General features: G+C 68.0%; 21 protein-coding genes and 1 pseudogene. 13 read left to right on the top strand and 9 right to left on the bottom strand.

Annotated elements, in window-relative coordinates:
• The first annotated feature begins 102 nt into the window (after positions 1–102).
• The 3 genes from SJY26_RS03200 (at position 103) to SJY26_RS03210 (ending at position 5097) form a co-directional block, all read left to right on the top strand.
• Positions 103–3111: a 2-oxoglutarate dehydrogenase E1 component gene (locus SJY26_RS03200; RefSeq protein ID WP_396594717.1), complete on the top strand. Its 3009-nt coding sequence runs from the start codon at positions 103–105 to the stop codon at positions 3109–3111.
• A gap of 80 nt (positions 3112–3191) precedes the next feature.
• Positions 3192–4748 carry a 2-oxoglutarate dehydrogenase complex dihydrolipoyllysine-residue succinyltransferase gene (odhB, locus tag SJY26_RS03205; RefSeq protein ID WP_396594718.1) on the top strand — a complete coding sequence of 519 codons (1557 nt, stop codon included), beginning with the start codon at positions 3192–3194 and terminating at the stop codon, positions 4746–4748.
• A 55-nt stretch (positions 4749–4803) separates the two neighbouring features.
• Positions 4804–5097, top strand: coding sequence for an antitoxin (locus SJY26_RS03210; RefSeq protein ID WP_396594719.1), 294 nt, complete (start codon positions 4804–4806; stop codon positions 5095–5097).
• Between the two features lie 183 nt (positions 5098–5280).
• On the opposite strand, the gene SJY26_RS03215 is transcribed toward SJY26_RS03210, so the two are convergent.
• Both SJY26_RS03215 and SJY26_RS03220 read right to left on the bottom strand, forming a co-directional pair.
• On the bottom strand, positions 5281–6465 hold the full coding sequence (locus SJY26_RS03215; RefSeq protein WP_396594720.1) for a CaiB/BaiF CoA transferase family protein: 1185 nt from the start codon (positions 6463–6465) through the stop codon (positions 5281–5283).
• A gap of 1 nt (position 6466) precedes the next feature.
• Positions 6467–6733, bottom strand: a complete 267-nt coding sequence (locus tag SJY26_RS03220) for a DUF6356 family protein (RefSeq protein WP_396594721.1) — start codon at positions 6731–6733, stop codon at positions 6467–6469.
• A 103-nt stretch (positions 6734–6836) separates the two neighbouring features.
• Between SJY26_RS03220 and SJY26_RS03225 the strand changes: the two genes are divergently transcribed.
• Entirely contained in the window at positions 6837–8027 is a 1191-nt protein-coding gene (locus tag SJY26_RS03225; RefSeq protein ID WP_396594722.1) for an acyl-CoA dehydrogenase, read from the top strand.
• Positions 8028–8247: 220 nt separating this feature from the next.
• Here SJY26_RS03225 and SJY26_RS03230 read toward each other — a convergent pair whose 3' ends face one another.
• Both SJY26_RS03230 and SJY26_RS03235 read right to left on the bottom strand, forming a co-directional pair.
• Entirely contained in the window at positions 8248–8706 is a 459-nt protein-coding gene (locus SJY26_RS03230) for a DUF4440 domain-containing protein (RefSeq protein ID WP_396594723.1), read from the bottom strand.
• An 86-nt stretch (positions 8707–8792) separates the two neighbouring features.
• Positions 8793–9572, bottom strand: a complete 780-nt coding sequence (locus SJY26_RS03235) for a DUF3313 family protein (protein WP_396594724.1) — start codon at positions 9570–9572, stop codon at positions 8793–8795.
• A gap of 198 nt (positions 9573–9770) precedes the next feature.
• On the opposite strand from SJY26_RS03235, the gene SJY26_RS03240 reads away from it, so the two are divergent.
• Positions 9771–11129, top strand: coding sequence for a trypsin-like peptidase domain-containing protein (locus SJY26_RS03240; RefSeq protein ID WP_396594725.1), 1359 nt, complete (start codon positions 9771–9773; stop codon positions 11127–11129).
• A gap of 295 nt (positions 11130–11424) precedes the next feature.
• Positions 11425–11772: a DUF2794 domain-containing protein gene (locus tag SJY26_RS03245; protein WP_396594726.1), complete on the top strand. Its 348-nt coding sequence runs from the start codon at positions 11425–11427 to the stop codon at positions 11770–11772.
• A gap of 55 nt (positions 11773–11827) precedes the next feature.
• Here the strand turns inward: SJY26_RS03245 and SJY26_RS03250 are convergent, their stop codons facing one another.
• Positions 11828–12577, bottom strand: coding sequence for a Bax inhibitor-1/YccA family protein (locus tag SJY26_RS03250; RefSeq protein ID WP_396594727.1), 750 nt, complete (start codon positions 12575–12577; stop codon positions 11828–11830).
• Between the two features lie 148 nt (positions 12578–12725).
• Here SJY26_RS03250 and thpR point away from each other — a divergent pair, with 148 nt between their 5' ends.
• From thpR to mmcB, 3 genes are all read left to right on the top strand, one after another.
• Complete coding sequence (gene thpR, locus SJY26_RS03255; RefSeq protein WP_396594728.1) at positions 12726–13262, top strand: RNA 2',3'-cyclic phosphodiesterase; 537 nt, start codon at positions 12726–12728, stop codon at positions 13260–13262.
• Complete coding sequence (locus tag SJY26_RS03260; RefSeq protein ID WP_396594729.1) at positions 13259–13822, top strand: GNAT family N-acetyltransferase; 564 nt, start codon at positions 13259–13261, stop codon at positions 13820–13822. Before thpR ends, SJY26_RS03260 begins: the two co-directional genes overlap by 4 nt.
• 183 nt (positions 13823–14005) lie before the next feature.
• Positions 14006–14449, top strand: coding sequence for a DNA repair putative endonuclease MmcB (gene mmcB, locus SJY26_RS03265; protein ID WP_396594730.1), 444 nt, complete (start codon positions 14006–14008; stop codon positions 14447–14449).
• Here the strand turns inward: mmcB and SJY26_RS03270 are convergent.
• Complete coding sequence (locus SJY26_RS03270; RefSeq protein WP_396595695.1) at positions 14446–14991, bottom strand: ActR/PrrA/RegA family redox response regulator transcription factor; 546 nt, start codon at positions 14989–14991, stop codon at positions 14446–14448. The two genes, mmcB and SJY26_RS03270, sit on opposite strands and share 4 nt — an antisense overlap.
• A 106-nt stretch (positions 14992–15097) precedes the next feature.
• Positions 15098–16552 carry an ActS/PrrB/RegB family redox-sensitive histidine kinase gene (locus SJY26_RS03275; protein WP_396594731.1) on the bottom strand — a complete coding sequence of 485 codons (1455 nt, stop codon included), beginning with the start codon at positions 16550–16552 and terminating at the stop codon, positions 15098–15100.
• 55 nt (positions 16553–16607) lie between these two features.
• Here SJY26_RS03275 and SJY26_RS03280 point away from each other — a divergent pair, with 55 nt between their 5' ends.
• The 3 genes from SJY26_RS03280 (at position 16608) to SJY26_RS03290 (ending at position 19292) form a co-directional block, all read left to right on the top strand.
• Positions 16608–17231 carry an SCO family protein gene (locus SJY26_RS03280; RefSeq protein WP_396594732.1) on the top strand — a complete coding sequence of 208 codons (624 nt, stop codon included), beginning with the start codon at positions 16608–16610 and terminating at the stop codon, positions 17229–17231.
• Positions 17232–17317: 86 nt separating this feature from the next.
• Positions 17318–18598, top strand: a complete 1281-nt coding sequence (locus SJY26_RS03285; protein WP_396594733.1) for a polyhydroxyalkanoate depolymerase — start codon at positions 17318–17320, stop codon at positions 18596–18598.
• Positions 18552–19292: a M48 family metallopeptidase gene (locus tag SJY26_RS03290; RefSeq protein ID WP_396594734.1), complete on the top strand. Its 741-nt coding sequence runs from the start codon at positions 18552–18554 to the stop codon at positions 19290–19292. The genes SJY26_RS03285 and SJY26_RS03290 overlap by 47 nt, the downstream gene beginning before the upstream one ends.
• Here SJY26_RS03290 and SJY26_RS03295 read toward each other — a convergent pair.
• Together SJY26_RS03295 and SJY26_RS03300 are read right to left on the bottom strand one after the other, a co-directional pair.
• The gene (locus SJY26_RS03295) at positions 19289–21373 is read right to left on the bottom strand and encodes a transglycosylase domain-containing protein (RefSeq protein WP_396594735.1); all 2085 of its coding nucleotides are present in this window, start codon (positions 21371–21373) and stop codon (positions 19289–19291) included. The genes SJY26_RS03290 and SJY26_RS03295 overlap by 4 nt on opposite strands.
• Before the next feature lie 139 nt (positions 21374–21512).
• Positions 21513–22442: an alpha/beta fold hydrolase gene (locus SJY26_RS03300; protein ID WP_396594736.1), complete on the bottom strand. Its 930-nt coding sequence runs from the start codon at positions 22440–22442 to the stop codon at positions 21513–21515.
• Positions 22443–22557: 115 nt separating this feature from the next.
• Between SJY26_RS03300 and SJY26_RS03305 the strand changes: the two are divergent.
• A pseudogene (locus SJY26_RS03305) lies at positions 22558–23698 on the top strand (Rieske 2Fe-2S domain-containing protein).
• Positions 23699–23701 lie beyond the last annotated feature (3 nt).

The raw sequence follows: 23701 nt of genomic DNA on the forward strand, positions 1-23701 counted from the left end.
CGGTCATGACCCATAAGGAAACAGCGCCTATATCAAGCGCTGGCCTCACGCGGATGTGACCGCTACCAAACCCCGGGGCCGAAGTCGGGACGACGAAACACTATGGCGGACGATGCCGGTCGGCTGAACCAGGTCTTTGCCGAGACCAGCTTCCTGTATGGCTCGAACGCCACATTCATCGAAGGCCTGCACGACAAATGGGCCGCCGATCCGGCCTCCGTCTCCGCCGAATGGCGCGCCTTCTTCGACCAGTTGCGAGACAGCGCCACCACCGTCCAGGCCGCCTCGGCCGCCGGGGCCTGGGGCCGCAACCGCAGCCCGGACCCGACCGAGGAGACCGGCGTGTTCGACGGCCGCTGGCCCGCCCCCAAGGCCGATCCGCGCGCCAAGCCCGCCGCCGGCACCCCTGCCGCCCCCGCGGCCGCGCCGGCCCCCGCCGGAGCCTCGGCCGACGAAGTCCGCGCGGCCGCTCACGATTCCATCCGCGTGCTGATGCTGATCCGCAGCTATCGCGTCCGCGGTCACCTGCAGGCCACGCTGGATCCCCTGGGCATCGAGGCCGCCACCAACAATCCCGAGCTGACGCCCGAATTCTACGGCTTCACCGAGGCCGACATGGACCGGCCGATCTATCTGGACGGGGTGCTGGGCCTGCAGACCGGCACCATCCGCGAGGTGCTGGCAATCCTGAAGCGCACCTACTGCGGCAATATCGGCATCCAGTTCATGCATATCGCCGAGCCGGAGGAGAAGTCCTGGCTGCAGCAGCGGTTTGAAGGCGCTGACGCCTTCGAGAAGAACGGCTTCACCCGGGAAGGCAAGATCGCCATCCTGAACAAGCTGATCGAGGCCGAAGGCTTCGAACGCTTCCTGCACAAGCGCTTCCCCGGCACCAAGCGGTTCGGTCTGGATGGCGGCGAGGCCATGGTCCCGGCGCTGGAGCAGATGATCAAGCGCGGCGGGGCCCTCGGCGTCGACGAGATCGTCATCGGCATGGCCCACCGCGGCCGGCTGAACACCCTGGCCGCCGTCATGGGCAAGCCCTACAAGGCCATCTTCCACGAGTTCCAGGGCGGCTCGACCGTGCCCTCGGACATCGAGGGATCGGGCGACGTCAAATACCATATGGGCGCGTCCTCGGACCGCCAGTTCGACGACAACAAGGTCCACCTGTCGCTGACCGCGAACCCGTCCCACCTCGAGATCGTCAACCCGGTCGTACTGGGCAAGGCGCGGGCGAAACAGGCCTTTGACATCCGCGCGGCCAACAAGGGTCTGCCCGAAAGCCAGTGGGCGCTGGACCGGTCCAAGGTCATGCCGCTGCTGATCCACGGCGATGCGGCCTTCGCCGGCCAGGGCGTGGTCGCCGAATGCTTCGCCCTGATGGGACTGAAGGGCTACCGCACCGGCGGGACGATGCATTTCGTCATCAACAACCAGATCGGCTTCACCACCAGCCCGCGCAATTCGCGCTCGACGCCCTATTGCTCGGACGTCGCCCTGATGGTCCAGGCCCCGATCTTCCACGTGAACGGGGACGACCCGGAAGCCGTGGTATTCGCCGCCAAGGTCGCGACCGAGTACCGCCAGAAGTTCAAGAAGGACGTGGTGGTGGACATGTTCTGCTACCGCCGCTTCGGACACAACGAGGGTGACGACCCCACCTTCACCCAGCCGATCATGTATTCGAAGATCCGTGCCCAGCCCTCGACGCGCGAGATCTATTCGAAGCGTCTGGTCGAGGAAGGCGTGATCACGCAAGCCGAGGTCGACGCCGAGATCGCCCGGTTCGAACAGTTCCTCGACGACCAGTTCGAGGCCGGCAAGACCTTCAAGGCCGACAAGGCGGACTGGCTGGACGGCCAGTGGAAGGGCGTCGGCCTGCCCGACGGGGACGAGCGTCGCGGCGACACCGCCGTGCCTGAGGCGAAGCTCAAGGACCTCGGTCACAGGCTGACCACCGTTCCCAACGACGTCGACATCCACAAGACCCTGAAGCGGGTCATCGAGGCCCGGCGCGAGACCATCGACACCGGGGCCAATATCGACTGGGCCACGGCCGAGAGCCTGGCCTTCGCCAGCCTGCTGGACGAGGGCTTCCCCGTCCGCCTGTCCGGCCAGGACTCGGTGCGCGGAACCTTCAGCCAGCGGCACTCGGGCATCATCGACCAGACCACCGAGGAGCGCTACGTCCCGCTCAACAACCTCGGATCCGACCAGGCCCAGTTCGAGGTCATCAACTCGGCCCTCTCTGAAGAGGCGGTGCTGGGCTATGAGTACGGCTACGCCCTCAGCGACCCCAACACCCTTGTGATGTGGGAGGCCCAGTTCGGCGATTTCGTGAACGGGGCCCAGGTCGTGATCGACCAGTTCATCTCCTCGGGCGAACGCAAATGGCTGCGCATGTGCGGCCTGACCATGCTGCTGCCCCACGGCTACGAAGGTCAGGGTCCCGAGCATTCCTCGGCCCGGCTGGAACGCTTCCTGCAGCAGTGCGCCGAGGACAATATGCAGGTCGCCAACTGCACCACCCCGGCCAACTATTTCCACATCCTGCGCCGCCAGATGCACCGGCCGTTCAGGAAGCCGCTGGTCATCATGACGCCCAAGTCGCTGCTGCGGCACAAGAAGGCGGTCTCGACCCTGAAGGACATGGCGGAGGGCTCCTCCTTCCACCGCGTCCTGCACGACGACGCCCAGACGCGTCCCGAGGTGTCGGGCATCACCATCAAGGGCGACAAGGACATCCGCCGCGTCGTGCTGTGCTCGGGCAAGGTCTATTACGACCTGCTGGACGCGCGCGAGAAGAAGGGCGTCACCGACGTCTATCTGATGCGGCTGGAGCAGTTCTATCCGTGGCCGATCAAGTCCCTGTCGACCGAACTGGCCCGCTTCCCCAACGCCGAGCTGGTCTGGTGTCAGGAAGAGCCCAAGAACATGGGTGGCTGGACCTTCGTCGACCCCTGGCTGGAGCTGACGCTGGACAAGCTGGACGTGAAGTCCAAACGCGCCCGATACGTCGGCCGGCCCGCCTCGGCCTCGACCGCCGCGGGGCTGATGAGCCGCCACCTGAAAGAACTCGAGGCCTTCACCTCCGAGGCCCTCGCCTGATCCCGCAGCGTCAGGTGTCTCCCGCCTGACGCGTCCATCGCCTATATGACGCCCACCGCCCCGCTGACCGGAACCTGCCCATGGCCGACATCCTGACCCCCACGCTCGGAGAATCCGTCTCCGAGGCGACCATCGCCAAGTGGAGCAAGAAGGCCGGCGACCCGGTCCGCAAGGACGAGGTCCTGGTCGAGCTCGAAACCGACAAGGTCTCGCTGGAAGTCGTCTCGCCCTCGGACGGGACCCTGGCCGAGATCAAGTTCGCCGAGGGTGACACGGTCACCCCGGGGGCCGTTCTGGGCTCGGTGACCGAGGGGGCCGCTGCTGCTGCGCCCGCCGCTGCAGCGCCGGCCAAGGCCGAGGCTGCCCCCGCCGCGAAAGCCGCGGCAGCGCCGGTCGCCCGTGCCGATGCGCCGGTCGCCTCCGGTGGCGGCGGCGACACCCTGACCCTGACCGTCCCCGCCATGGGCGAGAGCGTGTCGGAAGGCACCCTCGGCAAATGGGCGAAGAAGGCCGGCGATACGGTCAGGAAGGACGAACTGCTGGTCGAGATCGAGACCGACAAGGTCGCCGTCGAGATCTCCTCGCCCGCTGACGGGGTCCTGACCATCAGCGTCGACGAGGGGACCAGCGTGACGCCCGGCCAGGCGATCGGCTCGATCTCGGCGTCCGGCGCAGCGGCTGCTCCGACGGCTGCGAGCGCGCCTGCCCCGGCGGCCGGTGCCTCCGCCGGCGACGCCCCCCTGTCCCCCGCCGTGCAGCGGGTCGTGACCGAGAACAATCTGGACCCGAAGGCGATCGCGCCGACCGGGCCCAAGGGCAACATCACCAAGGGCGATGCCCTCGCCGCTGCTGCGGCCCCCAAGGCGGCCCCGGCGGCCCCCACCTTCGCTGCCTCGGCGCCAGCTCCGGCCGCGACCTCCGCCCCCCGCGCCGACCAGCCGCGCGAGGAACGGGTCAAGATGACCCGGCTGCGTCAGACCATCGCCCGCCGCCTGAAGGAATCCCAGAACACTGCCGCCCAGCTGACCACCTTCAACGAGGTGGACATGACCAATGTCATGGCCCTGCGCAGCCAGTACAAGGACGCCTTCGAGAAGGCCCACGGGGTGAAACTGGGCTTCATGTCCTTCTTCACCCGCGCCGTGGTCGCGGCCCTGAAGGAGATCCCGGCGGTCAATGCCGAGATCGACGGCACCGACATCATCTACAAGAACCACTATGACATCGGCGTCGCCGTCGGCACCGAGAAGGGGCTGGTCGTGCCCGTCCTGCGCGACGCCGACACCCTGTCGCTGGCGGGCATCGAAAAGGGCATCGCCGCGCTCGGCAAGGCCGCCCGCGACGGCGACCTGACCCTGGACCAGCTGCAGGGCGGCACCTTCACCATCACCAACGGCGGCACCTACGGCTCGCTGATGTCGACGCCGATCCTGAATGCGCCGCAGTCCGGCATCCTGGGCATGCACAACATCGTCCAGCGCCCGATGGCGGTGAACGGGCAGGTGGTGATCCGGCCGATGATGTATCTGGCCCTCAGCTACGACCACCGCATCGTCGACGGCAAGGAAGCCGTGACCTTCCTCGTCCGCGTCCGCGACCTGCTGGAAGACCCGGCAAGGGCCCTGCTGGACCTCTGATTGTCCCGGGCGTCGTCCCGGCTTGGTATCTATGTCTGTAGATATGGGGCCCGCCATGGACGACGCCTGGACGCGGAAGGGAAAGGGCGACACGGCGCGGCTGTTCACCAGCGGGGGCAGCCAGGCCGTGCGCCTTCCCAAGGCCTATCGGTTCGAGGGCAAGGAAGTCCGCATCCGACGGGAAGGCATGGCAGTGGTGCTCGAGCCAGTGGACCAAGAACCTACCGTACCCGGCACGGACGAGGAATGGGCGGCATTCTGGGCCCGCATCGACGCAATCGGGGATCCCGCCGCGCGTTTTCCTGATCCTCCGCCGCAGGGCATCTCGCCGTCAATCGAACCTTGGTGAACCTCTGCCGGGACGCGAACGTCCTGATCTAGAAAACCTCGCATGGAGCCATCCTGCCTACGTCCGATTCTGACGTACCGGCATGCCAGACTGCGCGTCGCTTCTCGCCCGGTCTTTGACAATCGCATCCCGCCCGAGGTGGCCCTGTCAGCGCCGATCCGGACCATCCGGACCATCCGGACACTATTTTTCGAGTCCGGCGAGGACCTCCGCCGTATCCTGTCCCAGCGCCGGGGGCGGCCGGTCATAGGCGACCGGCGTCACCGACATCCGGATCGGCGAGGCCACGGTCCGCACCGGTCCCGACAGGTCGGCACGCGCCTGTTCGACCTCCAGCCCGCGATGGATCGCCTGCGGCTCGGCGAAGACCTGATCCACCGTATTGACCGGGCCGCACGGCACGCCCGCCGCCTCCAGCCGCCCCATCAGTTCGGCCATGGTCAGGCTCGAGGTAAGCGTCGACAGGACCACCACCGCCTCCGCCCGGCGCGCGATCCGCCCGGCATTGGTGGCGAAGCGGTCGTCGCCCGCCAGCGCCTCCGCCCCCAACGCCCCGCACAGGGCCCGGAACTGGCCGTCATTGCCCACGGCGATCACCACCATGCCGTCCGAGCAGGGGAAGGGCTGATAGGGGACCAGATTGGGATGGGCATTGCCCATCCGCGTCGGCGCGACGCCCGAGACGAACCAGTTGGTCGCCTGATTGGCCAGCATGGCCGCCTGGACGTCGAACAGGGCGATGTCGATGTGCTGGCCCTGTCCCGTCGCCCGGGCGTGCAGCAGGGCAGCCAGAATGGCGTTGGAGGCGTAGAGGCCGGTGGCCAGATCGACCACCGCGACCCCCACCTTCATCGGCTCGGCCCCCGGCGACCCGTCCGGTTGGCCGGTGACGCTCATCAACCCGCCCATGGCCTGGATCATATAGTCGTAGCCGGCCTGGGCGGCCCGCGGCCCGGTCTGGCCGAAGCCGGTGATCGAGCAATAGACCAGACGCGGGTTGATTGCCGCCAGCGCGGCATGGTCGAGGCCGTATTTCGCCAGTCCCCCGACCTTGAAGTTCTCGACCACGACGTCGCAGGTCGCCACCAGCGCCCGGATCGCGTCGGCGCCTTCCGGCGAGGCCATGTCCAGTTCGACCGACTTCTTGCCCCGGTTGGCGCACAGGAAATAGGCGGCGTCGCCCGGCGATCCGTCGGTCCGCGTCGTGAACGGCGGCCCCCACTGCCGGGTGTCGTCGCCCGTGCCCGGTCGTTCGATCTTGATCACCTCGGCCCCCAGATCGGCCAGCATCTGGGTCGCCCAGGGGCCGGCCAGCACCCGCGACAGATCCAGCACGCGCACGCCCGCGAGGGCTCCGGGGGGGCTCATCTCACAGGCCCGGGTCGAAGGCGCCCGCCTCCCGCATCCGGGTCTCGCGCGCGATCTCGGCCCGGTAGCCCAGATCATCGGCCATCCGCCTGATCTCGCCCGACACCGTGGTCCGGTGCAGACCGGGCACCAGACCGTGGATGAAGGCGCAGGCCGACAGCCCGGCCAGCCGAAGCCCCATCCGGGCGGCGACCCCGGCATGGTGCCAGTAGGTCTCGCCCACCTCGCGCGGGTGGTCGGCGAACAGTCGGTTCAGGGATCGGATCATGGGGTCAGCCTAGCCTGCGACGCCGCCGGTCTCTACCCGTCGCGCGCATTCTGGCCTAGACCGGGGCCGACACCGCCCGACAGACGTGACGCAAGGATCCCCCATGGCCGACGGCACCGCCCCCCTGACCCAGACCTACCGGTGGGATGACCCCTTCGACCTCGAGAGCCGGCTGACGGAGGACGAGCGCGCCATCCGCGACGCCGCCCGTACCTATGCCCGCGAGGCCCTGCTGCCCCGGGTCGTGGCCGCCTTCCGCGACGAGGTGTTCGACCGCGCCATCATGACCGAGATGGGCGAGATGGGGTTTCTCGGGGCCATGCTGCCCGAACAGTACGGCGGCTCGGGCGTCAGCCATGTCGCCTATGGCCTGATCGCGCGCGAGATCGAGGCGGTCGACAGTGGCTATCGCTCTGCCATGTCGGTGCAGTCGTCGCTGGCCATGTATCCGATCCATGCCTTCGGGTCGGAGGAGCAGAAGATGCGCTTCCTGCCCCGGATGGCGGCGGGCGAGCTGATCGGCTGTTTCGGCCTGACCGAGGCCGACGGCGGCTCCGACCCGGCCTCAATGAAGACGAGGGCGGTCGCGGCCCCGGGCGGCTACCGGCTGAACGGCGGCAAATACTGGATCACCAACTCCCCCATCGCCGACCTCGCCATCGTCTGGGCCAAGCTGGATGACGTCATCCGCGGCTTCATCGTCGAGCGCGATTTCGACGGCTTCACCACCGGCAAGATCGGCGACAAGCTGTCCTTGCGCGCCTCCATCACCGGCGACATCGGCCTGAACGACGTCTTCGTGCCCGAGGCCAATCTGCTGCCCGGCGTGAAGGGCCTGCGCGGCCCGTTCTCCTGCCTGAACAAGGCCCGTTACGGCATCGCCTGGGGGGCCATGGGGGCGGCCGAGTTCTGCCTTCATGCCACGCGCGACTATGTCGGCGAGCGCATGCTGTTCGGCCGGCCGCTGTCGTCACGCCAGCTGGTGCAGAAGAAGCTGGCCGACATGTCGACCGAGATCGCCCTGGGCTTTGAGGGGGCCTGGGCGCTGGGCCGGCTGCTCGACACCGGGGCCTTCGTGCCCGAGGCCATCTCGATGATGAAGCGCAACAACTGCGGCAAGGCCCTGGCCATCGCCCGCGAGGCCCGCGACATGCACGGCGGGGCCGGCATCACCGGCGAGATGCACGTCATGCGCCACGCCATGAACCTCGAGACCGTCAACACCTACGAAGGCGCCCACGACGTCCACGCCCTGATCCTGGGCCGGGCGATCACGGGCGAGAGCGCGTTCTGATTTCTCCTCCCTGCGCCGCAGGCGTGGGGAGGTGGCGCGGCGCGCCTTCAGCGCCGTGACGGAGGGGGCGAGGTCGTCTTCGAGATGAGGGCTGGAGGGAGCTGGCCGGCGACACCGTGTCGCCCCCTCCGTCTCTCCGCTTCGCTCCGAGCCTTGCGGTCGGCTCGTATACGAGCCGACCGCAAGCCCCATCGCTACGCGACAGGGAGGAAACGGAAGCCTATCCCTCGCAGCCCGTCGTGCGCTGGCTCCAGGTGATGGCGGCGATGGTCCAGGTTCCGTCCTTGCGGACCAGATCGAAATGGTTGGCTCCGCAGTGGCTGATCGCGCCGTCGACCCGGAACAGATAGCGGCCCCAGACCATGGCGACGTCGCCGTCGATGGCCACAATCGGGTCAGGCATGACCTCCTCGAACCGTTCGGGGCCCGGGCGAAGGCCGTCGGCGAACTGGTCCGCCGTCAGACGGCGGAAGACGCGACCGCCGTCTGGGCGCTCAACCACGACGGTCATCCGCGCCTCGGGATCGAAATGGGCGGCCAGCCGGGTCCCGTCGCGCGCCGCGAGGGCGGCGAAGGTCGCCTCCACCGGGGCCAGCACCGCCCGGGCCTCGGCCGAGGCCGGGTCGGCGGGCACGGTCGTCTGAAGGGCTGCGACGGTCAGGATCAGAGGCAGGGACATGGCAAGGGTCCTATGACCGGCGCCGGGTCGCGCCGCCCGGGACGCTATCACGCCCCGCCGGGCCGACAAGCCGGCCGGGCAGCCGCCTAGGGTCGGGGCGTCTCCGCTGCCGGAGCGGAGCCCGTGTTGACCTCGGGCACATACAGACCCGTCACCAGCCGGGTCACAAACCCGACCGCCTGGGTCCGGGGCCCGAACAGGGCGCAGGGGTCGGGATCCGCGATCTCGCGCACCTCCCGGTCCTCGGGCGCGATGGTGTCGCCCACCGCGTCCCCCAGCGGCTCGGCCAGCTGCAGGGCATCGCCGACGCGCGACAGGGAGGGGGTATCGGTCCCGACCGTATTGGCCCGCCGCGCCCAGGCCAGGGCCGCGACCTGCTGGCCGTCGGGGCCGACAAGCTCGGTCTCGACCGCCAGCCCGCCGGTCGTCCCCGGCACCCGGATCGTCCCGGGCCCGGGAATGAGCATGTTGGCGATGGCCGCAGCCCCCGACCCCGCAGCCCCGGTCGGCCGAATCTCGACCACACCGGTCCGCAAGCGGGCGGTCCCTGACGCCGCAGGGGTCACGGTGAACCGCTCGCTGACCTCATAACAGATCTGGCGGTCCACCTCGCGCAGGACCATGGCCTTCTCGGGCTCCGACAGGCCGGTCCCGGCAGAGCCCACCAGCACGGCTGGCTCGAGGTAGACGCCCTCGATCTGCCCGGCCGCCGCGTCGTCCCGCCTCTGGCGAATCGAGGCCCGGATCGTGTCCTCCCGCGTCACCAGCCCGTCGTACCGGCTCAGAAAGCCGGTGTCGGCGACGGGGACCGTCTGACAGCCGGCGGCGGCCAGGCCGACCAGAAGAAGACCGGGGAGATGTTTCATGGGGGGCTCTGGGTGAGGGACAGACAAGGGTAGAACGCTGCCCGCCCAGAAACGATCATCCCGCCTGACATTGTCAATCCACCCCGGACCGGAGGCGATCGCCGGCGACCGGATGACGATGGAGGTCACGCGCCCCGGCGCCATCGTCATCGCCCGGTTCCCGCGCTAGTCTGCTCCCCGGACAAGGACACAGGACTGATGACGCGCACACGATTGCTGACCGCCACGACCCTCGCCCTGACGCTCACGGGCCTGTCGGCCGGAGCGGTCCTGGCGCAGTCACCGGCCCGGAACTTCCCCCTGCCCTATGACAGCCAGCGCGGCGTGTTCAGTTTCGCGGCCGGGCTGGAACGGTCGCTTCCCGCCGTGGTCCAGGTCACCACCCTGGGCGTTTCGGGCGGACCGACCACGGGCCAGACCGAACCGACCGCCGTGGCCAGCGGCTCGGGCGTGATCATTGATGCGCAGGAAGGGATCATCGTCACCAACCACCATGTGGTGGAGGGGGGCCAGAAATTCCGCGTGGACATGACCGACGGCCGGCTGGTCGAGGCGGTCCTGATCGGGTCGGACAAGGCCACCGACATCGCCGTCCTGCGGATCGAGGCCTCGGGCCTGTCGCAGGTGGAAATGGTCGATTCCGACACCCTGCGCACCGGGGACCTGGCCTTTGCGGTCGGCTATCCCCTGGGTCTGGACCAGACCCTGACCATGGGGGTGATCTCGGGCCTCGGGCGCTCGGGCATGGGCGATGCGGTCGAGGACTATATCCAGACCGACGCGGCGGTGAACTCGGGCAGTTCCGGCGGGCCGCTGCTGGACAGCCGGGGCCGGCTGATCGGCATCAACACCTCCATCCTGTCGGGCGACATGGGCGGCGGTAACGACGGCATCGCCTTTGCCGTGCCCACGCGCATCCTGCTGTTCGTCGTGGACCAGCTGCGTGCCACGGGCGAGGTCGCGCGCGGCCAGATGGGAGCCACCCTGGGCTCCCTGACGGCCGATCGGGCGGTCGAGAAGGGCCTGGGGTTCGTGCGGGGTGCCGTGGTCGAGGACGTGGTGCCAGGGTCGCCAGCAGAGCGAGCGGGCCTGATGCGCGGCGACATCATCACCCGGGTCCAGAATCGGCCCGTGGCCAATGCCGGCTCGGTCCAGGCCACGATCGGCATCGTCCCGCCCGGGACCGCAATCGCCCTGGTCTATCTGCGCTTCGGCCAGGAGACCGCCACGACGGTCACCATCGAACGCCCGTCCGCAGGGACAGTCCAGATCGGGCGCAACGCCGTCGAAGCCTGGGGTGCGAACTTCCGCGAGGTGAGGCCGTCAGACGGACGGGGGGAGGCCGTCGGAGCGCTCGTTGCGGCCGTTGAGGGCGGGTCCCTCGCGGCGCGGCAGGGACTGGTTGCGGGCGATCTGGTCACGGCCGTCAATAACGGGCCGGTCTCGAGCCTCGCAGACCTCGGCGCGCTGCTCGGGGGGGACGGCGGAGTGACGCTGACGGTCGGGCGGGTCGGGGAGGATCAACCCGTTACGGTCATCCTGTCAGCGCCGGACTGATCTGCGGCAGGCTGACCCGGACAGCAAAACGCCCGCCATGCCGGGAGGGGGGAGGAAGGCAGGGCGGGCGTCTCGCTTTGGAGGGTTCGTCGGCCCGGCGAAGCCCTTCGTGGACGCATCCAGGGGGGCTGGGGGGGCTGTTCAGGATCCGGACGCATCCAGGCTCCGTCAGGCCGACCATCACTGTATCGTCGTCCAAACGGGCCGGCGCAGGACCGAAACGGGGCCATTTCATGGCTCTGTCACATTGTCCGCATTCACTGGCGTTCGACGCAGGCGGGCCTAGATTGGCACAATGAGCGCGGAGACCCCATCGCCCGCCGGAGACGGCCCCCCCGGGAGCGGCCCGGTGTTTTTCGAACGCCGGGAGCTGGACCTCATCCTGCGGGTCTACGGCCGCATGGTGGCGCAGGCCGAATGGCGGGACTACGCCATGGCGGGCGGCAAGGAGGCGGCCGAGTTCGCTGTCTTCCGGCGATCCGGCGATGCTCCGGCCTACCGGATCGAAAAACGCCCCGCGCTCCAGACCCGTCAGGGGCAGTGGTCGGTGATCGGCGAGGGCGGGGTGGTGCTGAAGCGCGGGCGCGAGCTGGCCCAGGTGCTCAGGGTCTTCGACAGCCGGAAATTTCAGGTGGTCGAATAGGAAAAAGGCCCCGCGTTGCCGCCGGGGCCTTCCTGTTTGTCTCGCAGTCGAAGCCCTAGTTGCGGTTGCCGCCCATGAAAGCCAGCAGGAACTGGAACAGGTTCACGAAGTTGATGAACAGGCTCAGAGCTCCAAAACCCGTCGCTACTCCCATGGCGGCGCGGTCTCCGCCCAGCTGATAGTAGGTCATTTTCAGACGCTGGGTGTCGTAGGCGATCAGGCCGGCGAAGATCAGAACGCCCAGACCCGAGATGATCAGATACAGCGTCCCCGACTGCATGAACATGTTCACGATCGAGGCGATGATCAGGCCGATCACGCCCATGATCAGGAACGAACCCATGGCCGTAAGGTCTTTCTTGGTCGTGTAGCCCACCAGGCTCAGCGCCCCGAACGAGGCCGCCGTCACGAAAAAGGTGGAGGCGAGGGACCCGCCCGTATAGCGCAGGAACAGGATGCCCATGCCCGCGCCGATCGAAGCGACGACGCCCCAGTACAGCATGTTCACGCCGCCGGCCGTCGGGTTCTTCATGAAGAACATCGAGCCGAACAGCAGCACCAGCGGCAGGAACTGGACCACCATACCCAGCATCGTCAGGCCGACGCGGCCGTCCGCGGTCACCGAAAACAGCAGCTGCTGTACGGCCGGGACATTACCGGTGGCATAGGCGAGCGCCCCGGCGACCAGCAGGCCTAGAGCCAGCTTGTTGTAGACGCCCAGCATGAAGCTGCGCAGTCCGGCATCCACGGCCATGTCGGCCTGGGCGGGTGCCGGGGTCGAAAAACCGTTTCTGAAGTCGCTCATCGCGAGTGTCTTCTCCCTTTGGAGCGGTGGAAAGACCCACCGCCGATGTCGGAAATATCGTGGGACAGGCCCCGTTACGCAAGGGAAGAAGCGCCGCAGGGGTTCCGAAGACTTCCCGCGTCTCACGTCACCCGCTACGAACGGTCGCATGCTGCGCCTGTTCACGGCCATCCCGATCCCCTTTGACGTGGCCGCCACCCTGGCCCGTCGTCAGAGCGGCCTGCCCGGTGCCCGCTGGCGTCCGGCCGAGGCCCTGCATGTGACCCTGGCCTTCTACGGGGACGTCCCGGAACGGCAGGCGGACGATCTTGCCGCGGAACTGGCGCGGATCCCCGGGGGGCCGTTCGAGATCCAGCTGAAGGGTGTGGGGGCCTTCGGAGACGCCCACCGGAGCCATACCCTGTGGGCCGGCGTCGACGGGGGAGAGCGGCTGGGCATCCTGGCCGGGCGCTGTCGGGCGGCGGCCGAGCGGGCCGGCATCCGGACAGAGCCCCGCGTCTATCGCCCGCATCTGACCCTCGCCTATCTGAAGACCCAGACCAATCCCGACCGCATCGGGGCCTGGATCACGGGGCACAATCTGCTGAGCTCGCCGCCGATCCCCGTTGACAGGTTCGGCCTGTACTCGAGCGTCCTCAGCGAGGGCGGCAGCCATTACGATCTGGAACGGGAGTATCCGCTGTGAGCCCTCCTGCCGCCACCGGTCCCATCCTGCACACAGCCCGGCTCATCCTGCGGCCGCCGGCCCTTGAGGATTTCGAGCGGTGGGCCGACTTCCAGGCCGACCCCGAGACCACCCGCTTCATCGGGGGGCCCCAGGCCCCCGCCCAGGCGTGGCGGGCGATGATGTCCATCGCGGGGGCCTGGGCTCTGAGCGGGGTCGGCTTCTTCTCCGTCATCGAGAAATCCAGCGGCCAGTGGATCGGCCGGATCGGCCCGTGGTTTCCTCATGGATGGCCCGGGCACGAGGTCGGCTGGAGCCTGCATCGCGATGCGATGGGCAAGGGCTACGCACTGGAGGCTGCCGTCGCCAGTCTGGACTATGCCTTTGACGTCCTCGGCTGGGACGATGTGATCCACGCCATCGACCCCGACAATGCCCCTTCCCAAAACCTCGCGCGGCGGCTGGGGTCGGTCAATGGTGGACCCGGCAGGCTGCCCCCTCCTTTCGAGGACGCCGTCGTCGATCTCTGGGGTCAGACACGGGCGGACTGGACGAGGAACCGGCAGCGACTCATCCGCTGAGGCAACCGGATCGGGGCTGCGGCCGTAGCTTGGACCCACGGAGAGTTGATCCATGCCGCACCCTCGACCGGGTCCGGGCGCCGGGGTTCGACACCGCCGGCGTGATCCAGACCGGGCGGTGACGAAGCCGCCCCCAAGCCGTCGCACGCTTGAAAACGGAACACAACCGGAACATAAAGGCGGATGCCCGCCACCGTCCATCTTGAGCTGGTGTCCAGCCGCCCCGAGACCACCCAGGGCGTCACCCGCGGGGCGGCCCGTCTGCTGATCGACCTGGGCTATGCGCCCCTGCTGGAAGTCGGGCTACCGAACGGGCGACGCGCCGATGTCATGGCTCTGGGTCGTAAGGGCGACATCGTCATCTGCGAGGTGAAGTCGGGGATCGAGGACTACCGCGTCGATCGTAAATGGCCCGAATATGCGCCCTTCTGTGACACCTTCTATTTCGCCGTGGCCCCGGAATTCCCGGACGGAATCCTGCCGCCGGAACCGGGACTGATTGTGGCCGATGGCTTTGGTGGAGCCGTGGTGCGCAACGCGACAGCCAGCCCCCTTTCCGGCCCCCGCCGAAAGGCCCTGACCCTCGCCTTCGGCCGGCTGGCGGCTTTGCGGGTCCGTCCAGCCTAGCGCGGGGCGCGCTTGGCGAGGATGCGCTGCAGGGTGCGGCGGTGCATTCCGAGGCGCCGCGCGGTTTCCGAAACATTGTGGTCACACAGCTCGTAGACCCGCTGGATGTGTTCCCAGCGCACCCGATCGGCGCTCATCGGATTGTCGGGCGGCTCGGGGGCGTCTCCGGTCGCCAGCAGCGCCTTGACCACATCGTCGGCGTCAGCGGGCTTGGACAGATAGTCGACCGCCCCGGCCTTGACGGCGGCGACCGCCGTGGCGATCGCCCCATAGCCGGTCAGCATCACGATGCGGGCATCGTTCCGCCGCTCGCGGATAGCCTCCACGACCTTCAGGCCGTTTCCGTCCTCCAGCCTCATATCCAGCACGGCGAAGGCGGGCTGATGGGCACGCAGGGCGTCCATCGCCTCGCTGACGGAAGCCGCGGTCGTCACCTGGAAGCCGCGCGCCTCGAGCGCCCGTCCAAGGCGGGTGCGCAGGGCCTGATCGTCGTCCAGCAACAGGAGCGAGCGGTCCTCGAGCCCGGCGATACGGTCTTCCATTATGGCAGCAGTGGTCGGCATGAGTGTTCTCCCTGACCCCAAGTCGGCCCGACTACAGCCACGGTCAAGCGGTGCGGCGATGCAGCGCATGCCGCAGCCGGGAACTTCAGACTTCCAGCGACCGGCGTTGCCAGCGCACGGTCACCCGCGCGCCCCGGTTGATGCCCGGGCCGCCTTCCCCCTGACCGACCACGACCTGGCCGCCCGTCCGTTCCAGAAGGGTGCGGGCGATGAAGAAGCCGAGGCCCATTCCGCCCTGGCTGGGGATCACCTCGGGATCCAGCGCCGGGGGCTGACTCGCGGCGACCTTGCCCTTGCGCGGCGGGCGGGCGGCGGCTGCCGCGATCTGGGCGGCCAGGGCCTGGCGCGCCTTGCCCTGGGGCCGGCTGGTCACATAGGGCTCACCCAGGCGGGGCAGGATGTCCGGCGCAAACCCCGGGCCGTCGTCCAGGACCTCGACGGTGATCCACTGGGCATCGGCTATCCCCTGGACGCGCACGTGGGTCGCGGCAAAGTCGGCCGCGTTCTCGACCAGGGCGGACAGGCCGTGGACAACCTCCGGAAGACGTCTGACATGGGGTTCGGCCATGCCTGTGGGCGTGCGAACCACCACCTCAATGTCGAGGTCGAAACCAAGATGGGGGTCCACCACCTCGTTCAGCAGGGCCTTGAAGCCGACTTCGGTATAGAGCTCATCACCATCCTCGGGGCGCTGGGACAGCCGTTTGAGAATATCACGGCAACGGTCGGCCTGAAGCAGCATCAGCCGCGCATCCTCGGCGATCGGGCCATCGGGGGGAGAAGCCCGCAGGAGCTCCTTGGCGACCACCTGGATCGTGGCGAGGGGCGTTCCGAGTTCGTGGGCCGCCGCAGCGGCCAGTCCGCCCAGCGCCGCCAGCCTCTGCTCGCGCTGCAGCACGTCCTGGGTGGTGGCGAGGGCCAGCTCCAGCTTTTCAGCGTCGGCCGCGACCCGCCAGGCATAGGCGGCGGTGAACACCACGCCGGTGATCAGGGCGAGGCCAACCCCGAACCGGTACAGGGGCGGCAGATTGAGCTCGGTGCCCGACTGCCACGGCAACGGCATCGACCAGAAGAACAGGGACGTTGTCGAGATCAGCACCATCAGGCCCAGGGCCAGGGCCTGGCGACCCGGCAGGGATGCCGCCGCTACCGTCACCGGCGCGACCAGCAGCAGGCAGAAGGGATTCTCCAGGCCGCCGGTGAACGCGAGCAGGGCCGACAGCTGCAGGATGTCGAAGCCCAGATGGAGGGCGGTCTGGCGGCCATCGGGGAGACGGCCATCCGCCTGGCGCAGGCGGGCCATGGCCATCAGGTTCACGACCACGCTGGCCCCGATGACAGTCAGGACCTCCCAGAGTGGCAGGGGGAAGTGCAGCATGCCCACCAGCACCACGACCGTGGCCGTCTGGCCGAGGGCCGCCAGCCAACGCAGGATGATCAGCGTCCGCAGCGACAGGCCCCGGCTGCGGCGGGGCAGGTCGCGCCAGCCGTTTCCGGCCGGAGGGGGCTGCGACGCCGGGCTGGTTTCACTCGAGCTCATGCCGGGTCTATAGACCGGTCGCGAGCCCCTGTCGGCCTGATCCACGAGAGACACGATGCCACGCCGTTCCATCCTCCTGTTCGCCGGTGCCTGTGTTGCCATCGCCGCCGCACTGGCAACAGTGACAGTGATGGTCGTCACCAACCGCGATCGGACCCAGGCGGTGGCCGGGGGCTCCGCGACGGGCCAGCCTGCGATCGGCGGTCCCTTCCAGCTGGTCAACCAGGATGGGCAGTCGGTCGACCAGACCATGCTCGAGGGCAAATGGAGCCTCGTCTTCTTCGGCTTCACCTATTGCCCGGACTTCTGCCCCACCACCCTGACCACTCTGGAAGCGACCCGTCAGCGTCTGGGCCCCGCCGCGGAAAACCTGCAGATCGTATTCGTCTCGGTCGATCCCGAACGGGACACGCCGGCGGCGCTGAAAACCTATCTATCCTTCGACGAATTTCCGCCCGGTGTCGTGGGGCTGACCGGCACCCCCGAACAGGTCGCCAGCGCCGCCCGGACGTACCGCGCCTATTACGAGAAGGTCGGTGAGGGCGAGGGCTACACCATGAACCATTCCCTGACCGTCTATCTGATGGGACCGGACGGTCAGTTCCGCTCCGCGCTGGCCCACGACCTTGGGCCCGACCGCTCGGCCCAGCTGATCGAGCGGGTCATGGCCCGGGGCTAGGCGATCGCCGGAGACATAAATCCTTTTGCAGTGCAGCGCGTTCTATGATGGCATCGCCACCTTGGCGAAGCCGGTCACAGGATTTCATGCTCTACGCACTTCATGAGCTCGCCTATTCCTCGGCGCAGCCTTTCCGGATCGGCGCCTCGTTTGCGCGCAAGTTCTGGACCTCACCCTTCAATCCGGCCGCCGGGACGGCGCTGGGTCGTAACGCCTATGCCTCGGCGGAGCTGTTCGAGAGCGTCACCCGGCGATACGGCAAGCCCGCTTGGGGCCTCGAGGTCATCAATATCGACAACCAGCCGGTGCGGACGACCGAACAGATCGTCTGGCAGAGCCCCTGGGTCCGGCTGGTGCGGTTCGCGCGCAACGTCGGCGATCTGAAACGGGCCGGAAAGCCGGTCGCAGCCCCCAGTGTGCTGATCGTCGCCCCCCTGTCCGGCCACTATGCCACCCTGCTGCGGGGCACCGTAGAGACCTTCCTGCAGGACCACGACGTCTATGTCACCGACTGGGTCAACGCCCGTCAGGTGCCCATGCTGGAAGGCCGTTTCGACTTCCACGACTACATCGATCACGTCCGGACCATGCTGGCGCAGATCGGACCCCGCGCCCACGTCGTCGGCGTCTGTCAGCCCGGCCCGCCCGTCCTCGCCGCCGGGGCCATCATGGCGGCGGAAAACGATCCCAACCGCCCGGCATCCATGACCTTCATGGGATCGCCCATCGACGCGCGCCTGTCGCCGACCGTGACCAACCAGCTGGCGGAGGCGAAACCCTTCGCCTGGTTTCAGTCCAACATGATCCACACCGTGCCCCTGCCCTATCCGGGCTTCGGCCGGGAGGTCTATCCGGGGTTCGTCCAACTCTACAGCTTCATGTCCATGAACGAGCAGCGCCACAAGGACGCCCACTGGGAGTATTTCCGCGACCTGGTTTCCGGAGACGGGGACGGGGTCGAGAAGCACGAACAATTCTACGACGAGTATCTGTCGGTCCTCGACCTGACCGAGGAGTTCTATCTCCAGACCATCGATATCGTCTTCCAGTCACACCTTCTGCCCCGGGGCCTGCTGGAACACCGGGGCGTCCCGGTGGATCTGACGAAGATCACCGACATCGGCCTGATGACCGTGGAAGGCGAAAAGGACGACATCTCGGGCGTCGGTCAGACCCAAGCCGCCCACGGACTGTGCGTCAATATTCCGGACGAGCGCCGGGTCCTTTACGTGCAGCCGGAGGTCGGTCACTACGGGGTCTTCAACGGGCGGCGGTTCCGCGAGGACATCTACCCCCGGACCCGGGATTTCATTGCCGCGAATGAAAAGCTCTCTGCCGTACCGGACCGGAGAACGGCTGCCGCTTGAGGGCGGTCACGCCCTTCGACTGAGCGTCAATCCCCGCGCCCGCCGCATCTCGATCCGCATCGATACGCGGGCAGGCGAAGCCGTGGCGGTGGCCCCCAGCGAACGTCGTCTCGGCGACGCCGTCGCCTTCGCCCGTTCGCGAACGGACTGGATCATGGAGCGGCTCTCCGCCCGGCCCGACGGAACTGTTCTCGAACCGGGGGCGGTCCTCCCGTTCAGGGGCGCATCGGTGCGGCTGGAGGCTGTGCCGGGCGCGGCTTCGGCCCGTCTGATCGAGGGCGCGGACGGGCCCCGGATCGTTTCAGGCGGTGAGGGCCAGGCCTTTGCCCGCAGGGTCACCAATCTGCTGCGCAGAACCGCACGGGCGGCACTGGAGGCCCGGACGAGCATCCACCTGCGCGCGCTCGGCCAGGGGCCGGTCACGGTCACGATCAATGATCCCGCGTCACGCTGGGGCTCTTGCACCCCCCGATCGCGGTCCATTCGCTATTCCTGGCGCGTCATCATGGCTCCACCGGCGGTGCTGGACTATCTGGCCGCGCATGAGGTGGCCCATCTCGTCCATGCCGACCACAGCCCGTCCTACTGGTCCGTGGTCCGCAGACTTGTCGGTGACCCGACGCCCTTCCGGGCCTGGCTGCGTGAGCACGGCGCGGCCCTTCACGCCATCGGACGCCGGACAGGCGAGCCCTAGAAGAACAGCGGGCTGGCCGGCTTCTCGGGCTGGAGTTCGGGTTCCGGCCGCTGGTTCGGGGGATCGTCGCGACGCGGGGCCGGATCCCGAACCGGAGGGGCACCGGCAGCCGGCTTGCCCGGCACATAGGGCTCGCCCTGGTTCGGATCGACTCCGTCGATGACGGTGGAATCGCCGAACGGGTCCTCGACCGCCCCCATCAGGTCCCCGATCGGATCGGGCGCGACCCAGCCTTCCGGCATGGGCGGGCCATTGGGAATCGGCTGGACATTCAGACGCGGCAGGGCGGCCTCCATGAAGCCTTTCCAGATGGCGGCGGGGGCAGCGCCACCGGTGACGCCCCGCATGGCGGTATTGTCGTCCTTGCCCACCCACACCGCCGTGACGAAACCGCCGGTGTAGCCGACGAACCAGGCATCCTTGTAGTCCGAGGTCGTCCCCGTCTTGCCGGCGATATCGCGGCCGGAGATCGCCGCGGAGCGCGCCGTCCCGCCGGTGACCACGCCCCGGAGCATCTGGTTCATGTAGTAGAGGGCGGGATTGTTGATGGCCTGGCCCGCAGCCGGATCCCGGGCCCCCTGCTGGTAGATCACGCGTCCCTGCGGCGTCCGGATGCGGCTGATGCCATAGGCCGTGACCCGGCGCCCGCCGTTGGCGAAGGCGTCATAGGCTGTGGCCATATCGAGCGGCGACACCTCGACTGCACCCAGGGCCATGGCCGGCTCCAGCCCGATGCGCGAGCTGATTCCCAGCCGCCGCGCGGCACGGGCGACGCTGTCGCGACCGATCTGGTCGGCAATCGAGGCCGCGACCGTATTGGTCGACTGGGCGACAGCATTGGCCAGACTCATCGGACCGGCGAAGGTGCCAGAGTAGTTGCGCGGGCTCCAGTTCCCGATGCGGATGGGCTCGTCGACCACAGGAGTTTCGGGCGTGTAGCCCGCCTCCATGGCGGCCAGATAGACAAAGGGTTTGAAGGCCGACCCGGCCTGGCGGCGCGCATCCACGGCGCGGTTGAACTGGCTGTCGGCATAGGAGGCCCCGCCGATCATGGCCCGCACCCGGCCGTCACCGTCGAGGGCGACCAGTGCGGCCTGTTCGACGCCGCGCGATTCGTCCCGCTCAAGGATGCGGCGCACATTGCGCTCGGCGGCCGTCTGCAGGGTCAGATCGAGGGTCGTCTCGACGATCAGGTCCTCGGTGGGCTCGCCCACCAGGCCCCGGATCTCCTTGTCCAGCCAGTCGATGAAGTACTGGGCATGCTGGGTCGCAAGGGTGCGCGAGACCCGCACGGGCTCCAGAACGGCGGCTGCACGCTGCTCGGCGCTGATGACGCCAGCATCCTCCATCTCGTCCAGGACCACCGTGGCCCGCGCGGCGGCCCGTTCACCTTCGGAGACCGGGGAATAGCGGGACGGGGCTTTGAGCAGTCCGGCCAGCAGGGCCGCTTCCCCGACCGTCAGGTCCTTGGCCCCCTTGTCGAAATAGCGTTGCGACGCCGCCTCGATGCCGTAGGCCCCGGCACCGAAATAGACCCGGTTCAGATAGAGGGCGAGGATCTCCTCCTTGGAGAATTTCAGCTCCAGCCACACGGCCAGCATCAACTCCTGCACCTTGCGGCGGATGTTCTGGTCGGGCGTCAGGAAGAGGTTCTTGGCGAGTTGCTGGGTGAGGGTCGATCCGCCCTGGACGATACGACCCGCGCGCATGTTGGCGGCCATCGCGCGGCTCATGCCGACCGGATCAAACCCCGGATGCCAGTAGAAGCGACGGTCCTCGATGGCGATGAAGGCCGCCGGGACGTAGTCCGGCAGCGAGTCGAGATCGGCCGGCGGGGCCTGTTGCGAGCCTCGCGTGGCGATCAGGGCTCCGTTGCGATCAAGGTAGGTGATCGAGGGCTGGCGATCGACGCCGTACAGGGCCGAGGTGTCGGGCAGTCCACGCGCGAAGACGGCGAAGAACACCACCAGAAAGATCAGGCCCCAGACCGCAACCACGGCGGACCAATAAAGGGCCCGCTGAAGCGGCGTGCGCTGTGCACCCGACCCGCCGCCCCTCGCCCCTTGACCCGGTCCCGCCATCTGCACCCTCAAGCTGAACCGGTTCTATAGCCGGTCGCGCGGCCTACAGAAACGGCGTTCCCGTGAACGGCGCATGAAGACCTGACACCAGCGTGATGCCGGTTTCAGCCGAAACGATGGCGCGAGGGTTAACGCTTGCTCATTCCGACAGGAACGCGTCGAGCGCCGCATGGAAGACCTGGGGCTGGTCGAGGAAGATGAAGTGGGCGCTATCATCCACGCGCTTCAGGGTCGCTCCGGCCAGGGTTCCGTAGGAGGCTTGATAGATGCTGTCGGTGATCTCGGGCGTCATCCTCGGATCATTGAACCTGACGTACAAGACCTCCGTCGGAGCCGTGATCCGCGCCAGCTCCGGCCGCAGATCGGTGACAATCAGTTCGCGATAGGCATTGGTGGAGACCCGCCGGTCGCTGGCCGCAGTGTCCGCCAGAACGGCGGCGCGGGCGGCCTCGGTGTTGACCATGGCGGCCACCGTGGACGCCGCCATCGCCTCATACTGTTCGTCCGGGGCCGCGCTCATGCCGGCATGGACCTGATCGGCGACAGCCGCGACGGCTTCGGCCGATGCACCCGGCGGGGCGAACATCGCGCCCATATAGGGAATCATGTCGACGACCATCAGCCGCCCTATGGCGTCCGGATGCCGGGCCGTCAGCATCAGGCCGATCGTGCCGCCCATCGAGTGGCCGACAACCGCGGGCTTTTCCAGTCCCTGCTCCGCGATGTAGCGGGCGATTTCGTCTGCCACCGGGGCGGCAACGGGGCCTTCGGCATTGCCCTTGGCCGGTGCGCCGGCGAAGCCCTGAATGTGAACCCGGTGCACGCGCCAGCCTGCACCGAGATGATCGACGGTCCCCTGCCACACCTCGGGCGACGAACTCAGCCCGGGGATCAGAATGATGTCACGCACGCCCGGACCCGAAGCGCCGTCGATACGCACATGCATCCGCTCCGAGGCGAAATCCGCATGATGATGGCCGTGGTTCGCTGGCCCGCCGGCTCCGGTCTGGGCGATGGCGGCGACAGGAGCCGAAGCGAGCAGGAGGGCGAAGGCGGCGGCGCGGAACATGGCGAAACTCCCCGGTTGATCTGCTGGTATCACACCATATCAACTTTGTTATGTAAAGCGCTCTGTATGGATGGTGACGACAGGGGTGCTGACGCTCTGATACAGAACGGGTATGATGCCCGCTGCTCCAGATTCCGTCCCGTCCGGTCCTTCATCCGTCCGTGCCGACGCCGCGCCATCCCGAGCCGGAGCAACCCCGTTCGGCAAGGGCTTCGTGACCGACGCCTGGTACTTTGTAGCCCTGGGGCGTGACATCGCCCCTGCCGACCTCAAGCGCCACGAGATCATGGGCGAGCCCGTGCTCGTCGGACGGACCCGCGCCGGTGCCGTCTATGCCATGCGGGACATCTGCCCGCACCGCGCCGCGCCCCTCTCGGCAGGCACCCTGGTGGAAAGACCCGGCGAGGGCGAGACCATCGAATGTCCCTACCATGGCTGGCGTTTCCGGCCCGACGGCGTCTGCGCCGCCATCCCCTCCCTGGTCGAGGATCAGGCGTTCGAGACCGGCAGGATCCGCGTGCGCTCCTATCCCGTCCGTGAGAGTCTAGGGGATGGTGTTCGTCTGGATGGCCTCAGACAGCCGCAACCCCGCCGAACCGGATCATGAGCCGCCGGTCTTTCCGGGCGTGGTGGGCGGCGGGGTCAAATTGGTCGAAAGCATGGATTTCGACAGCCACATCGACCATGCCGTGGTCGGACTGATGGATCCGGCCCACGGACCCTATGTCCATCAGCAATGGTGGTGGCGCTCAACGCGATCCATGCACGAAAAGGCCAAGGCCTTCGAACCGCGGGATCATGGCTTTGCCATGGTCCGCCACGCCCCGTCGTCGAACAGCCGCGCCTACCGGATTCTTGGTGGTGCCCCGGCCACCGAGATCACTTTCCGCCTGCCCGGCTACCGCTGGGAGCATATCCAGGTCGGCGAAAGACAGGTCCTGGCCCTGACCTGCCTGACACCGGTCAGCGACACGCGGACGCGGATCACCCAGATGTTCTGGTCGGACCACTGGATCTTCAACGTGGCCAAGCCCTTCCTGCGAAGGGGCGTCGTCGCCTTCCTGAAGCAGGACGGCGGGATGGTGAACCTGCAGAACGAGGGCCTGCGTTACGACCCTGCCCTGATCTGGATCGACGACGCCGACAAGCAGGCCAAATGGTATCAGCAGCTCAAACGCGAATGGCTGAAAAGCCGGACAGAGGGTCGCCCGTTCTCAAACCCGGTCAAGCCGGCCACCCTGCGCTGGAAGAGCTAGACC

Source organism: Brevundimonas sp. R86498 (genome assembly GCF_044598075.1).
GTDB lineage: Bacteria > Pseudomonadota > Alphaproteobacteria > Caulobacterales > Caulobacteraceae > Brevundimonas.

Coding starts and splice junctions, on each gene's coding strand:
- SJY26_RS03280 (WP_396594732.1), top strand. CDS start 16,608: ATGCCACGCCGTTCCATCCTCCTGTTCGCCGGTGCCTGTGTTGCCATC.
- SJY26_RS03220 (WP_396594721.1), bottom strand. CDS start 6,733: ATGATCCGATCCCTGAACCGACTGTTCGCCGACCACCCGCGCGAGGTG.
- SJY26_RS03235 (WP_396594724.1), bottom strand. CDS start 9,572: ATGAAACATCTCCCCGGTCTTCTTCTGGTCGGCCTGGCCGCCGCCGGC.
- SJY26_RS03300 (WP_396594736.1), bottom strand. CDS start 22,442: ATGTTCCGCGCCGCCGCCTTCGCCCTCCTGCTCGCTTCGGCTCCTGTC.
- odhB (WP_396594718.1), top strand. CDS start 3,192: ATGGCCGACATCCTGACCCCCACGCTCGGAGAATCCGTCTCCGAGGCG.
- SJY26_RS03245 (WP_396594726.1), top strand. CDS start 11,425: ATGAGCGCGGAGACCCCATCGCCCGCCGGAGACGGCCCCCCCGGGAGC.
- SJY26_RS03230 (WP_396594723.1), bottom strand. CDS start 8,706: ATGTCCCTGCCTCTGATCCTGACCGTCGCAGCCCTTCAGACGACCGTG.
- SJY26_RS03270 (WP_396595695.1), bottom strand. CDS start 14,991: ATGGAAGACCGTATCGCCGGGCTCGAGGACCGCTCGCTCCTGTTGCTG.
- thpR (WP_396594728.1), top strand. CDS start 12,726: ATGCTGCGCCTGTTCACGGCCATCCCGATCCCCTTTGACGTGGCCGCC.
- SJY26_RS03285 (WP_396594733.1), top strand. CDS start 17,318: ATGCTCTACGCACTTCATGAGCTCGCCTATTCCTCGGCGCAGCCTTTC.
- SJY26_RS03275 (WP_396594731.1), bottom strand. CDS start 16,552: ATGAGCTCGAGTGAAACCAGCCCGGCGTCGCAGCCCCCTCCGGCCGGA.
- mmcB (WP_396594730.1), top strand. CDS start 14,006: ATGCCCGCCACCGTCCATCTTGAGCTGGTGTCCAGCCGCCCCGAGACC.
- SJY26_RS03200 (WP_396594717.1), top strand. CDS start 103: ATGGCGGACGATGCCGGTCGGCTGAACCAGGTCTTTGCCGAGACCAGC.
- SJY26_RS03215 (WP_396594720.1), bottom strand. CDS start 6,465: ATGAGCCCCCCCGGAGCCCTCGCGGGCGTGCGCGTGCTGGATCTGTCG.
- SJY26_RS03240 (WP_396594725.1), top strand. CDS start 9,771: ATGACGCGCACACGATTGCTGACCGCCACGACCCTCGCCCTGACGCTC.
- SJY26_RS03210 (WP_396594719.1), top strand. CDS start 4,804: ATGGACGACGCCTGGACGCGGAAGGGAAAGGGCGACACGGCGCGGCTG.
- SJY26_RS03250 (WP_396594727.1), bottom strand. CDS start 12,577: ATGAGCGACTTCAGAAACGGTTTTTCGACCCCGGCACCCGCCCAGGCC.
- SJY26_RS03290 (WP_396594734.1), top strand. CDS start 18,552: ATGAAAAGCTCTCTGCCGTACCGGACCGGAGAACGGCTGCCGCTTGAG.
- SJY26_RS03295 (WP_396594735.1), bottom strand. CDS start 21,373: ATGGCGGGACCGGGTCAAGGGGCGAGGGGCGGCGGGTCGGGTGCACAG.
- SJY26_RS03225 (WP_396594722.1), top strand. CDS start 6,837: ATGGCCGACGGCACCGCCCCCCTGACCCAGACCTACCGGTGGGATGAC.